Origin of the sequence: Candidatus Tisiphia endosymbiont of Parasteatoda lunata, from assembly GCF_964030955.1 — a bacterium.
Lineage (GTDB): Bacteria > Pseudomonadota > Alphaproteobacteria > Rickettsiales > Rickettsiaceae > Tisiphia.
Genome location: NZ_OZ035003.1, coordinates 1,132,902 through 1,145,426 on the forward strand (window position 1 = coordinate 1,132,902; position 12,525 = coordinate 1,145,426).

The window sequence follows — 12,525 nt, forward strand, 5'->3', positions numbered from 1 at the left end:
TAATCATCAAACCCATATTTACCTTGCCAATTACTACGATCTATCTTTTTGGGCTTATCGCACTCTTCTTCATTACCACCATTCCCGTTATCAGATTCACTTGGCGGTTCTTTTAATGAATCTGAACTATCTTTTTTTTGTTATCTGCCTTAAAACCAATCAGCATTTCCTTAAGCTTATTTATACTGATATTTGATGATGCTAGCTTGTCTATTAGCTCATTACAAAATTTCACAAGTTCTACTATCGTTTGCTGTTCATCTCCCGTTAATGAACTTTCCTTGACATGTTGTATTAGTTCTTCTCGTTCTTCAGCACTTAAGGTCGCTACTTTTGGTTTTTTCATTTGATTAATTATCATTATTATTAATATTTCAAATGTTATAATATAATTGGTACTTTTTCAACTAGTTTTTATTACAAAACTTACGCTATGTTATCTCAAGTATGACTAAAAACCTTGGCTGAAAGCCATTTTTTCATAGTAAAGAATTTTAATAATATCTCAGTACAAAGCCACTTATCATAAAACATAGCGTAAGTTTTGATTAATCGGTGATATTTGCATAGTAGAAACCCAAATTTATACAATAAATTCATACTAGCAAAAAAATTAGATAGTGTTACGCAGTTTTGCTGCAAGTATACCCATCAACTTTTTATCTACTCTTAATCAGAAATTTAGGTTTATAGAAAATATCGTGAGATAATATCATTACTTACATATTCTCCGCTAGAGTTATTTTTAATCCATTCTTCATCTAAAAAATTCATAACTACTAAATCATTAGAAAATTTGTACTTTTGATTATATACTAATTCTTTCACTATTGATTTTTGTATTTTAGGATGTAACATATATTGTTGTGGCTTGTGATTAACCTCTTGAACTAAATTAAATACTGCTTGCACGATTCCACCAAGTAATAATCCTCGAGTAAGTTGTATATCATTTGCTGGCACAGATTCTCCAGAATTATCCAAATTTACAGGGTATCCTCCTCTAAAAATATTGAACGTTGCACTATCTGTAGAATATTCGATATTATCCAATACGTTAGAGGTATTAATAGAAGAATTATCTTGAATAATATGCAGTAATGACTGAAATTCTATATCTTGTGATGAGCAACGGTTTTGTCGCATCTATAAATCATACTACATCAAGATTGTTAAAACTAAGGTTTTGGACATTATGATGCCATTAACATAGCAAAATTCTCAAAAGTAGAAAGATTATCATTAGCTCCAATTATTTGTCTTTTTTGCATCATACGAATATTTTCTATACCGGTAATAGTCATTTCTGCAGAATGAAAACTCTTAAAACCAAGCATTGGCTTTGTACGTTTTTTGATAAACCTATGATCTTGTTCTACAAGATTATTCAGGTATTTGGTCTGAATAACCTTAATTTTATAATCTTTAGGAACTTCTGTATTCAAATCATTAAGAGCAGCCGTATTACTACCGCTTTTATCAATTACTACTTTCTCAGGAAAATTATTCTCTCTAAAGGCTTTACGAAAAAATGCAAGTGCTGCAGGCTTGTCTCTATGCTTACGTAGCAGAAAGTCTACAGTATTACCAGACTATCTAGTGCTCTATATAAATAAACCCATTTACCGTTTAATTTAATATAAGTCTCATCCATTCTCTAACTACTACCAACTGGCTTCTTTCTTTTTCTAACCACCTGATCTATCAATGGTACAAATTTTATAACCCATCTTTGTAATGTAGAGTGATCAATTTTTGCTCCCCTTATACTCATCATTTCTTCCAAATCTCGATAACTTAAAGAAAATCGGCATTTCATATAGACAAATAACATTATTATTTCTGGTGAAGAACAAAATCCTTTGAAATATGATAATAATCTTGCAGTAATACGAAACATCTTAACATCTTTTTTAGATCATTATATCAATCTTTTTTCTATTGTCCAACATATGCAACAGAACCCTTGGGATGCTAGGCCTTACCCAGCTTGCCCACATAGTAATATTTGGCGAGATGGTAACTTATGGGCAAAAGGACATTGGGTTAATAATAAGTTTGGGGCTTGTAGTTTAGCGGCAATAATTCTCGAATTATCTTATAAATGCGGTATTCCATTAAAGCATATCGATATATCAACTCTTGATGAAGCTGTAGAAGGGTTGGTATTAAATAAAGCTTTGTCTTGTATTGATGTTATTAACCTTTTGCGTATTACGTCAATTCGGGATAAGGATATTGTGAACATGTAGATTAAAATCAAATTTTGTTGAAGGTTTATTTTTCTTTAATGAGTAAGCAACAAGAGTAGATAATATATGGACAAAGGCATTTATTGGTGATCTATGTCTAGTATGTTCAAGGTTCATTTGAAACTGGACTGATTTTTCAAGACAAATTTTTCACTAATTTTGTTTCCCATTTTACATAATTTTTAAGCTGCATTTTGTAAGTAATCAAGATACACGTTCATCGGTTTTTTATAACCAATACTTGAATGGAATCTTTGATTGTTATATTTATCCATGTATTTATCAATACCATCTTTAAGTTCTGCGATATTTTTAAAATCATTTATAAATATACAATTATATTTTAAAGTTCTAAAAAATCTTTCAATCACAATATTATCAATGCTTCTACCCTTACCGTTCATTGAGATTTGTATATTATTCTCTTTTAGAATTCCCGTATGCTCATGTCCAGTATATTGACTACCCTGATCACTATTGAATATTTGTGGTGCAGGGTATTTATTCAGTGCATCTTTTAATACATCGGTTACAAGTGATGCATCCATAGAATTAGATACTTTATAACTTAGTATTGCCTTACTATGCCAATCTATAATCGCCACAAGATACATAAATCCTCCGTTAGTTCTAATATAAGTAATGTCACCACTCCACACTTGATTAACATAAGGTACATGAATAGTTCTATTCGTTCCTGATTTGTGCCAGTACGGCTCAAGCAAATAGCTATAAATTTTATGTTGACCATCCTTCACAGAAGTAGATTGATCTGTCAACAGTTTTCCGGACAGTTTGTTTAGGCACATTTTTGCATTTTCTCGTATTGTACAGGTGATAGATAGTCATTAGTTGAATGCATCCTTATACGATTATAAAATACTTCTATATATTCAAATATGGCATATTTTGCTTCCTCCCTAGTTTTAAATTTATATTGATAAATTAGTTCTGTTTTTATAGTGTGAAAAAAGCTTTCAGCAACAGCATTATCCCAACAATTTCCTTTACCGCTCATACTCTGTATAATACCATGTTGTTTTGTAAGTTTTGAATGGCTATCAGAACAATATTGACTACCTCTATCAGTATGCCAAATAAGTCCTTTAGGTGGTTTACGTTGCCATATTGCCATTAGCAGAGCATTATTAACTAAATCAGCTTTCATGTTACTATTCATTGACCACCCTATAATTTTCCTAGAAAATAGATCAATAACGGTTGCTAAGTACAGCCAACCTTCTTCAGTTGGAACATATGTGATGTCCCCAACCCAATAACAATTAGCAGCATAGACCTTGAACTTTCTATCCAATAAATTAGGAGCAACTTGCTTATTATGACTAGAATCAGTAGTTGCTTTAAATTTATGTTTGCTTTTACATACTAAACCAGCTTCATTCATTAGCCTTGCAATCCGCTTCCGACTAACAATTATACCGTGTCTAGATAGTTCCTTTTTAATGGGTCTAGATCCATAATTCCTTCTACCTTCTTGAAAAATTGTTTTAATCTTACAGGTTAAAGCATTATCTTCTTTGTCCCTATTGCATTCAGGGGTAGTTAACCATTCATAATAGCCACTACGTGATACTTTCATAAATTTGCACATAATCGCAGTTGAAAAATCACCTTTATGCTTCTTTATCCATGCGTACTTTATTGGGACTCTTTCGCAAAGTACGCGGCAGCCTTTTTTAATAGATCACGCTCCTGCGTTACCCTAGCTAAATCTTTCTTTAATCTTTTTAATTCATCATAGAGATGTTCATCTGTTCGCATTATTGATTCTTTAGGTTTGGAATATTTATCTACCCAAGTATATAGAGTATAATGGACTGAAAAAATTAGACAAAGAAGCAGGTATTTTTGTTTCTCAATAAGTATAGAATAATAAATAAAATTAAAGAGAAACAAATGGGTAAAAAACAAATTAAAAATTTTAGTGCAGAAGCAAAAACTAAAATAGTATTAGAGATGTTAAAAGAAGAATCAACAATAGGTCAGTTATCGGTCAAATATGAAGTAACGGCTAAAACTATGCAAAACTGGAAACGACAATTTTTAGATAATGCGTCATTGGCATTTGAGCCAGCAAAAGCTGTTAGTGAGTACAAAGGGCAGATTAGTGAACTTAAGAATCAAAACGATGAACTTGCAAAAGCATTAGGTAAGGCTACAGTCGAGAGGGACTGGGCGGTGGGAAAGCTAAACAGCTTGGACTTATCAAATAAGAAAAGTCTTGTCGACCCCAAGCTGAGTACGTTAGCAAAGACAAGGCAATGTGAACTATTAAAGATAAGCAGATCTGGAGTATATTATAAAGCTAAAGTAATGAGCTTATATAATCTTGATATTTTAAATAGAATAGATGAAATATATACGGATAACCCTGAGTATGGTTATCGTTATATATACAAACAATTATTGGAAGACGGCTTTAATGTGGGCAGAGATAGGGTGCTTAAATATATGGGAATAATGGGTATAGAAGCTATTCATCCTCATAAAAAGCAATCTACTTTTGTGAAGGATGGTCAACATAAAATTTATAGCTATTTGCTTGAGCCGTACTGGCACAAATCAGGAACGAATAGAACTATTCATGTACCTTATGTTAATCAAGTGTGGAGTGGTGACATTACTTATATTAGAACTAACGGAGGATTTATGTATCTTGTGGCGATTATAGATTGGCATAGTAAGGCAATACTAAGTTATAAAGTATCTAATTCTATGGATGCATCACTTGTAACCGATGTATTAAAAGATGCACTGAATAAATACCCTGCACCACAAATATTCAATAGTGATCAGGGTAGTCAATATACTGGACATGAGCATACGGGAATTCTAAAAGAGAATAATATACAAATCTCAATGAACGGTAAGGGTAGAAGCATTGATAATATTGTGATTGAAAGATTTTTTAGAACTTTAAAATATAATTGTATATTTATAAATGATTTTAAAAATATCGCAGAACTTAAAGATGGTATTGATAAATACATGGATAAATATAACAATCAAAGATTCCATTCAAGTATTGGTTATAAAAAACCGATGAACGTGTATCTTGATTACTTACAAAATGCAGCTTAAAAATTATGTAAAATGGGAAACAAAATTAGTGAAAAATTTGTCTTGAAAAATCAGTCCAGTTTCGAGTATTTCTAGTAATACCTAACTCTTTAGCTGTTTGTGACACAGGTCGCTTGGACTCAATTGCTAATTTAACTGCTGACTCTTTAAATTCAGCCGGATAAACCTTTGGTTTGCTATTAGTCATTTTTGTACTTCCTTTCTGTTAATATTGTCTCCTATTAACTGTCCGGAAAACTATAACCACATCATACATTTGGGTTTCATACTATGCAAATACCATCAATTACTATTGAGCAAGTAGCTCAGCAATTTAAAGCCTGGCGTCAAACTAAAACTAATAAGTTTGATCCTATACCAAACCATCTAAAGGAATTAGTTTACCAATTACTCCATCATTATTCTTACCAAGAGATAGCTAAACATCTTAATATTAATAAAGCAACAATCAGTTCAATTAAAAAAGCCCATGAGCCTACCCTCAAAACTTCTCCTGTCTCAACTTCAAATCAAGCTCTACAACAAAATATTAATTTTCTCCCATTTCAACTATTAAATTCTATAGATACCGATCCTGTAGCTGCCCCCAAACAAAATCACTATATTTGTCACATTATTAAACCAAATGGTACCAAACTTATTATCCAAACACTAGAACCAAAAACCATAATTCAGACATTTTTATGCTGCAACTAACCCCGGCGTCAGTTATTTTTGTTGCCACTATTGCCATCGATTTTCGCAAGGGTATCGATGGCTTAATCGCTGTTTGTAGACAAAAACTTTCTTCTGACCCTCTTAATGGTTCCTTGTTTTTATTGAGTCTGTCCTATAGTTTGTGTAAGTTGCAAAGAAAGCAGTAAGAGATTACTGTAAAAAAAGTAACTTAAGCAAGCAAGGAGGAATTATGGCTAAAAAATTAGATACAGATAAAGATACATTAGACATCAGTAATCAGCTAGTAGAAGAATTATTATCAAAAGCAGATCCATCGGAGTTATTTGGTCGAGATGGTTTATTTCAACAGCTAAAGAAGCAAATAGTTGAGAAAATATTAGCAAGTGAGTTGGATCATGAATTAGGATATTCAAAACATAGCAAGATGCCAAAAGTAGATAATAATCGTCGTAATGGTAGCTATGAGAAGACAGTAATTGATGGGGATGGTCGTAAGCTGACAGTAGAAGTACCAAGAGATCGGGAAGGAGAGTATAATCCTCAATTAATACCAAAAGGGCTGAGGAGATTTAATGGATTTGATGAGAAAGTGATATCCCTTTATGGTCGCGGTATGACAGTCAGCGAGATCCGAGGGCATTTAGAAGAAATATATCAAACTGATGTATCTGGTGACTTGATATCCACCATAACAGATGGGGTGATAGAAGAAGTAACTAGGTGGCAAAATCGTTGTTTAGATAGGGTGTATCCAATATTATACTTGGACTGTATCTATGTAAAATCTAGAGACAATCACATAGTAATAAATAAAGCAGTATATTGTATACCTGCAGCAAAACTGCATAACTTTATCTAATGTTTTTGCTAGTATGAATTTTTTATACATTTGGGTTTCATACTATGCAAATACCATCAATTACTATTGAGCAAGTAGCTCAGCAATTTAAAGCCTGGCGTCAAACTAAAACTAATAAGTTTGATCCTATACCAAACCATCTAAAGGAATTAGTTTACCAATTACTCCATCATTATTCTTACCAAGAGATAGCTAAACATCTTAATATTAGTTAACCACTCTGCACTGCAAGTGCAGAGCTTAATATTACGGCATGAATGCCTCATGTATGTACTAACTTAAAAGTTAGAAACTATTTGTGTATGGCTCATTTAGAAAGTGTCACAACACAAAAAAATATATCTGTGAAGTGTAAGATTTTGTTAAAAAATATCCTATCTTTTCTTGATAAGATATTTAAAATTTATGTTGAAACGACGCACTGCAAGTGCGGGGTTTTTCTCCCAAAGTGGGACAATAAAGCAACAATCAGTTCAATTAAAAAAGCCCATGAGCCTACCCTCAAAACTTCTCCTGTCTCAACTTCAAATCAAGCTCTACAACAAAATATTAATTTTCTCCCATTTCAACTATTAAATTCTATAGATACCGATCCTGTAGCTGCCCCCAAACAAAATCACTATACTTGTCACATTATTAAACCAAATGGTACCAAACTTATTATCCAAACACTAGAACCAAAAACCATAATTCAGACATTTTTATGCTGCAACTAACCCCGGCGTCAGTTATTTTTGTTGCCACTATTGCCATCGATTTTCGCAAGGGTATCGATGGCTTAATCGCTGTTTGTAGACAAAAACTTTCTTCTGACCCTCTTAATGGTTCCTTGTTTTTATTCTATAATAAAAACAGAACTGCCATTAAAATTTTGTCCTTTGACGGTCAAGGCTTTTGGCTATGCTCTAAACGCCTATCCAAAGGTAAATTTACCGCAAAACTTTTCCCATCTGATAATTCATCTTATCAAATTTGTTATAGAACCTTACACATTCTTATTCATAATGGTGATCCTAGTTCTGCCAAATTCTCTAATGATTGGCTTCCTGTCGTTTAAGCTGCTGTCTCGATTAATTCCGTATTATTCATATATCTTGCATAGGCAAAAGGCGTATAATTCGCAGGACGCTTCTTTGCTTTGCTACTCTGCTCTTGTAGCCAATTTAAATATTTAAAGGCATTGATCTCGTTCTCACTACAAGTCTTTACTATACTATACAGACCACTATGTATCTCAGCACTATTGATTGTTTTAAAGAATAATGAATTCTTCCTTTGTAAAATAATGGTACGCAGTGATCTCTCAGCCCAATTATTATCAAGATTGCTAACTGGGATTTTTAAAAATTGGGTCAAACCTTCTTTATTATTTATCCAATATTTCATAGCTTGTCCAAGCCTACTATTAGGCTCAACTTTCTTGTCGTTAAATAATTCGTCTATTTTGTTATATATGTTTTCTATATATTTACTGCTATGTTCCTGATGATACCCAAGTTTTTCTTCAGGACTCATCTCTTTACATTGATGTTCATTGTGGTAAATCCCTCGTGTTTGTTTGAGAAAATATCCGCATTCTTCAGGGTAATATAGTTCATTCTCTGTAAATTTTCTCTGACCATGTGACAAACAATTGATCATCACTATTATTGCCAGTAATTCTTGATCTGCTTCTGATAATACCGGGTTATTATTGTTACTTGCGTCAGTCATTAATTGGATAGAATCTGTTCTATTCTTACGATTCTTTAGTACGTTACCTATATTTTCTCCACCATGCCTATTACCGGTAAAATATAAAACTATCACCTCATTATTTGCAGTCTTAGCACATATTGTAGTAGTATAACAGCTGCGTCCTTTCTTATTTTGAGTACGTAATTTCTTATTGGCTATAGTAATTTCTAAAATCCTAGCTCTAGTATCATCAAGGTTCAGTGAACTACATTCGGCAGCCATTTCCAATAATACCCCGTAAATTTCAGCTCCACCACCTTCTTGCCAAACATCTAAATATTGTTGCCAGAGCGAGCTATATGCCACAGGAACACCACTTAAACTTTGCAGCCTAGATAAACGGTAGAAAGGAGTACCATAGGTCTTTTGTAACACTATTGCACTTCTGCTACTATTGATCTGTCAACAGTTTTCCGGACAGTTTGTTTAGGCACATTTTTGCATTTTCTCGTATTGTACAGGTGATAGATAGTCATTAGTTGAATGCATCCTTATACGATTATAAAATACTTCTATATATTCAAATATGGCATATTTTGCTTCCTCCCTAGTTTTAAATTTATATTGATAAATTAGTTCTGTTTTTATAGTGTGAAAAAAGCTTTCAGCAACAGCATTATCCCAACAATTTCCTTTACCGCTCATACTCTGTATAATACCATGTTGTTTTGTAAGTTTTGAATGGCTATCAGAACAATATTGACTACCTCTATCAGTATGCCAAATAAGTCCTTTAGGTGGTTTACGTTGCCATATTGCCATTAGCAGAGCATTATTAACTAAATCAGCTTTCATGTTACTATTCATTGACCACCCTATAATTTTCCTAGAAAATAGATCAATAACGGTTGCTAAGTACAGCCAACCTTCTTCAGTTGGAACATATGTGATGTCCCCAACCCAATAACAATTAGCAGCATAGACCTTGAACTTTCTATCCAATAAATTAGGAGCAACTTGCTTATTATGACTAGAATCAGTAGTTGCTTTAAATTTATGTTTGCTTTTACATACTAAACCAGCTTCATTCATTAGCCTTGCAATCCGCTTCCGACTAACAATTATACCGTGTCTAGATAGTTCCTTTTTAATGGGTCTAGATCCATAATTCCTTCTACCTTCTTGAAAAATTGTTTTAATCTTACAGGTTAAAGCATTATCTTCTTTGTCCCTATTGCATTCAGGGGTAGTTAACCATTCATAATAGCCACTACGTGATACTTTCATAAATTTGCACATAATCGCAGTTGAAAAATCACCTTTATGCTTCTTTATCCATGCGTACTTTATTGGGACTCTTTCGCAAAGTACGCGGCAGCCTTTTTTAATAGATCACGCTCATGCGTTACCCTAGCTAAATCTTTCTTTAATCTTTTTAATTCATCATAGAGATGTTCATCTGTTCGCATTATTGATTCTTTAGGTTTGGAATATTTATCTACCCAAGTATATAGAGTATTTCTAGTAATACCTAACTCTTTAGCTGTTTGTGACACAGGTCGCTTGGACTCAATTGCTAATTTAACTGCTGACTCTTTAAATTCAGCCGGATAAACCTTTGGTTTGCTATTAGTCATTTTTGTACTTCCTTTCTGTTAATATTGTCTCCTATTAACTGTCCGGAAAACTATAACCACATCACTACAAAATGCAGCCAAAAAATGGACCATGCCTATTAAAGATTGGTCTTTAGCTTTAAATCAATTTGAAATACTTTGTGGAGATTTTAAATATGATTTATTGGAAAATAAAAAATGAACTTACACAAATTAAATGATTGACTCTTTTTATTCTATAATAAAAACAGAACTGCCATTAAAATTTTGTCCTTTGACGGTCAAGGCTTTTGGCTATGCTCTAAACGCCTATCCAAAGGTAAATTTACCGCAAAACTTTTCCCATCTGATAATTCATCTTATCAAATTTGTTATAGAACCTTACACATTCTTATTCATAATGGTGATCCTAGTTCTGCCAAATTCTCTAATGATTGGCTTCCTGTCGTTTAAGCTGCTGTCTCGATTAATTCCGTATTATTCATATATCTTGCATAGGCAAAAGGCGTATAATTCGCAGGACGCTTCTTTGCTTTGCTACTCTGCTCTTGTAGCCAATTTAAATATTTAAAGGCATTGATCTCGTTCTCACTACAAGTCTTTACTATACTATACAAACCACTATGTATCTCAGCACTATTGATTGTTTTAAAGAATAATGAATTCTTCCTTTGTAAAATAATGGTACGCAGTGATCTCTCAGCCCAATTATTATCAAGATTGCTAACTGGGATTTTTAAAAATTGGGTCAAACCTTCTTTATTATTTATCCAATATTTCATAGCTTGTCCAAGCCTACTATTAGGCTCAACTTTCTTGTCGTTAAATAATTCGTCTATTTTGTTATATATGTTTTCTATATATTTACTGCTATGTTCCTGATGATACCCAAGTTTTTCTTCAGGACTCATCTCTTTACATTGATGTTCATTGTGGTAAATCCCTCGTGTTTGTTTGAGAAAATATCCGCATTCTTCAGGGTAATATAGTTCATTCTCTGTAAATTTTCTCTGACCATGTGACAAACAATTGATCATCACTATTATTGCCAGTAATTCTTGATCTGCTTCTGATAATACCGGGTTATTATTGTTACTTGCGTCAGTCATTAATTGGATAGAATCTGTTCTATTCTTACGATTCTTTAGTACGTTACCTATATTTTCTCCACCATGCCTATTACCGGTAAAATATAAAACTATCACCTCATTATTTGCAGTCTTAGCACATATTGTAGTAGTATAACAGCTGCGTCCTTTCTTATTTTGAGTACGTAATTTCTTATTGGCTATAGTAATTTCTAAAATCCTAGCTCTAGTATCATCAAGGTTCAGTGAACTACATTCGGCAGCCATTTCCAATAATACCCCGTAAATTTCAGCTCCACCACCTTCTTGCCAAACATCTAAATATTGTTGCCAGAGCGAGCTATATGCCACAGGAACACCACTTAAACTTTGCAGCCTAGATAAACGGTAGAAAGGAGTACCATAGGTCTTTTGTAACACTATTGCACTTCTGCTACTATTTGTCCATTTGTTGATATTTTTATTGTTCATAACTATATAATCACAAGCATTACAACGTAGCGTTTTCTTTACATATCTGTTGACTGTAATTAGAGCATTACCTGTAAATTGTAGCAATTTTCTAGCTTCACTATTATATAGTTTGCCATTACAATAGTGAGGACAGCTATCACCACTACAAAAATTCTCAGGAGTTAAATAGCTGGTATTCGCATCCTTATAATCATCAAACCCATATTTACCTTGCCAATTACTACGATCTATCTTTTTGGGCTTATCGCACTCTTCTTCATTACCACCATTCCCGTTATCAGATTCACTTGGCGGTTCTTTTAATGAATCTGAACTATCTTTTTTTTGTTATCTGCCTTAAAACCAATCAGCATTTCCTTAAGCTTATTTATACTGATATTTGATGATGCTAGCTTGTCTATTAGCTCATTACAAAATTTCACAAGTTCTACTATCGTTTGCTGTTCATCTCCCGTTAATGAACTTTCCTTGACATGTTGTATTAGTTCTTCTCGTTCTTCAGCACTTAAGGTCGCTACTTTTGGTTTTTTCATTTGATTAATTATCATTATTATTAATATTTCAAATGTTATAATATAATTGGTACTTTTTCAACTAGTTTTTATTACAAAACTTACGCTATGTTATCTCAAGTATGACTAAAAACCTTGGCTGAAAGCCATTTTTTCATAGTAAAGAATTTTAATAATATCTCAGTACAAAGCCACTTATCATAAAACATAGCGTAAGTTTTGATTAATCGGTGATATTTGCATAGTAGAAACCCAAATTTATACAAT

The 12,525-nt window shown here is 32.8% G+C and carries 18 protein-coding genes and 3 pseudogenes; 8 read left to right on the forward strand and 13 right to left on the reverse strand.

Features of this window, described 5'->3' with window-relative positions:
* Positions 1–112: 112 nt before the first annotated feature.
* The 7 genes and pseudogenes from AAHN00_RS07035 to AAHN00_RS07065 all read right to left on the reverse strand — a co-directional run bounded on the left by AAHN00_RS07035 (position 113) and on the right by AAHN00_RS07065 (position 4,034).
* Positions 113–346: a hypothetical protein gene (locus AAHN00_RS07035; protein ID WP_250310741.1), complete on the reverse strand. Its 234-nt coding sequence runs from the start codon at positions 344–346 to the stop codon at positions 113–115.
* A gap of 341 nt (positions 347–687) precedes the next feature.
* Positions 688–1,146 carry a hypothetical protein gene (locus tag AAHN00_RS07040; protein ID WP_342272512.1) on the reverse strand — a complete coding sequence of 153 codons (459 nt, stop codon included), beginning with the start codon at positions 1,144–1,146 and terminating at the stop codon, positions 688–690.
* 47 nt (positions 1,147–1,193) lie between these two features.
* Positions 1,194–1,900 (reverse strand): annotated as a pseudogene (locus AAHN00_RS07045) (IS6 family transposase).
* Between the two features lie 319 nt (positions 1,901–2,219).
* Positions 2,220–2,369, reverse strand: coding sequence for a hypothetical protein (locus tag AAHN00_RS07050; RefSeq protein ID WP_250310986.1), 150 nt, complete (start codon positions 2,367–2,369; stop codon positions 2,220–2,222).
* Between the two features lie 65 nt (positions 2,370–2,434).
* Positions 2,435–3,016, reverse strand: a pseudogene (locus tag AAHN00_RS07055) (IS3 family transposase); the annotation flags it as partial.
* A 35-nt stretch (positions 3,017–3,051) separates the two neighbouring features.
* Positions 3,052–3,954, reverse strand: a complete 903-nt coding sequence (locus AAHN00_RS07060; protein WP_342272567.1) for an IS3 family transposase — start codon at positions 3,952–3,954, stop codon at positions 3,052–3,054.
* Positions 3,912–4,034: a hypothetical protein gene (locus AAHN00_RS07065; RefSeq protein WP_342272513.1), complete on the reverse strand. Its 123-nt coding sequence runs from the start codon at positions 4,032–4,034 to the stop codon at positions 3,912–3,914. Before AAHN00_RS07065 ends, AAHN00_RS07060 begins: the two co-directional genes overlap by 43 nt.
* A 135-nt stretch (positions 4,035–4,169) precedes the next feature.
* Here AAHN00_RS07065 and AAHN00_RS07070 point away from each other — a divergent pair, with 135 nt between their 5' ends.
* Positions 4,170–5,354, forward strand: coding sequence for an IS3 family transposase (locus tag AAHN00_RS07070; protein WP_342270888.1), 1,185 nt, complete (start codon positions 4,170–4,172; stop codon positions 5,352–5,354).
* A gap of 25 nt (positions 5,355–5,379) precedes the next feature.
* Here AAHN00_RS07070 and AAHN00_RS07075 read toward each other — a convergent pair whose 3' ends face one another.
* A complete protein-coding gene (locus tag AAHN00_RS07075) occupies positions 5,380–5,541 on the reverse strand; it encodes a transposase (RefSeq protein ID WP_342272514.1) in 162 nt (53 codons plus the stop codon).
* Positions 5,542–5,624: 83 nt separating this feature from the next.
* Between AAHN00_RS07075 and AAHN00_RS07080 the strand changes: the two genes are divergently transcribed.
* The 6 genes from AAHN00_RS07080 to tnpB (AAHN00_RS07105) all read left to right on the forward strand — a co-directional run bounded on the left by AAHN00_RS07080 (position 5,625) and on the right by tnpB (AAHN00_RS07105) (position 7,948).
* A complete protein-coding gene (locus AAHN00_RS07080; protein ID WP_342271098.1) occupies positions 5,625–6,050 on the forward strand; it encodes a hypothetical protein in 426 nt (141 codons plus the stop codon).
* A complete protein-coding gene (tnpB, locus tag AAHN00_RS07085; RefSeq protein WP_342272515.1) occupies positions 6,038–6,217 on the forward strand; it encodes an IS66 family insertion sequence element accessory protein TnpB in 180 nt (59 codons plus the stop codon). The genes AAHN00_RS07080 and tnpB (AAHN00_RS07085) overlap by 13 nt, the downstream gene beginning before the upstream one ends.
* 44 nt (positions 6,218–6,261) lie before the next feature.
* On the forward strand, positions 6,262–6,891 hold the full coding sequence (locus AAHN00_RS07090; RefSeq protein WP_342272516.1) for a transposase: 630 nt from the start codon (positions 6,262–6,264) through the stop codon (positions 6,889–6,891).
* A 44-nt stretch (positions 6,892–6,935) separates the two neighbouring features.
* The gene (locus AAHN00_RS07095; protein WP_342271174.1) at positions 6,936–7,106 is read left to right on the forward strand and encodes a hypothetical protein; all 171 of its coding nucleotides are present in this window, start codon (positions 6,936–6,938) and stop codon (positions 7,104–7,106) included.
* Between the two features lie 87 nt (positions 7,107–7,193).
* Positions 7,194–7,607 carry a hypothetical protein gene (locus AAHN00_RS07100; RefSeq protein WP_342271838.1) on the forward strand — a complete coding sequence of 138 codons (414 nt, stop codon included), beginning with the start codon at positions 7,194–7,196 and terminating at the stop codon, positions 7,605–7,607.
* Positions 7,595–7,948 (forward strand): IS66 family insertion sequence element accessory protein TnpB, encoded by a 354-nt coding sequence (tnpB, locus tag AAHN00_RS07105; RefSeq protein ID WP_341752109.1) that lies wholly within the window; start codon positions 7,595–7,597, stop codon positions 7,946–7,948. The genes AAHN00_RS07100 and tnpB (AAHN00_RS07105) overlap by 13 nt, the downstream gene beginning before the upstream one ends.
* On the opposite strand, the gene AAHN00_RS07110 is transcribed toward tnpB (AAHN00_RS07105), so the two are convergent.
* The 3 genes from AAHN00_RS07110 to AAHN00_RS07120 are packed head-to-tail and all read right to left on the reverse strand — an operon-like array spanning position 7,945 to position 10,205.
* Positions 7,945–9,003, reverse strand: a complete 1,059-nt coding sequence (locus AAHN00_RS07110; RefSeq protein ID WP_342272517.1) for an IS66 family transposase — start codon at positions 9,001–9,003, stop codon at positions 7,945–7,947. The genes tnpB (AAHN00_RS07105) and AAHN00_RS07110 overlap by 4 nt on opposite strands.
* Before the next feature lie 51 nt (positions 9,004–9,054).
* A complete protein-coding gene (locus tag AAHN00_RS07115) occupies positions 9,055–9,957 on the reverse strand; it encodes an IS3 family transposase (protein ID WP_342272567.1) in 903 nt (300 codons plus the stop codon).
* Positions 9,915–10,205: a transposase gene (locus tag AAHN00_RS07120; RefSeq protein ID WP_342272518.1), complete on the reverse strand. Its 291-nt coding sequence runs from the start codon at positions 10,203–10,205 to the stop codon at positions 9,915–9,917. Before AAHN00_RS07120 ends, AAHN00_RS07115 begins: the two co-directional genes overlap by 43 nt.
* 216 nt (positions 10,206–10,421) lie before the next feature.
* Here AAHN00_RS07120 and tnpB (AAHN00_RS07125) point away from each other — a divergent pair.
* A pseudogene (gene tnpB / locus AAHN00_RS07125) lies at positions 10,422–10,637 on the forward strand (IS66 family insertion sequence element accessory protein TnpB); the annotation flags it as partial.
* Here the strand turns inward: tnpB (AAHN00_RS07125) and AAHN00_RS07130 are convergent.
* The gene (locus AAHN00_RS07130) at positions 10,634–11,830 is read right to left on the reverse strand and encodes an IS66 family transposase (protein WP_342272519.1); all 1,197 of its coding nucleotides are present in this window, start codon (positions 11,828–11,830) and stop codon (positions 10,634–10,636) included. The pseudogene tnpB (AAHN00_RS07125) and the gene AAHN00_RS07130 overlap by 4 nt on opposite strands.
* 215 nt (positions 11,831–12,045) lie before the next feature.
* The gene (locus AAHN00_RS07135; protein ID WP_250310741.1) at positions 12,046–12,279 is read right to left on the reverse strand and encodes a hypothetical protein; all 234 of its coding nucleotides are present in this window, start codon (positions 12,277–12,279) and stop codon (positions 12,046–12,048) included.
* Positions 12,280–12,525: the final 246 nt, after the last annotated feature.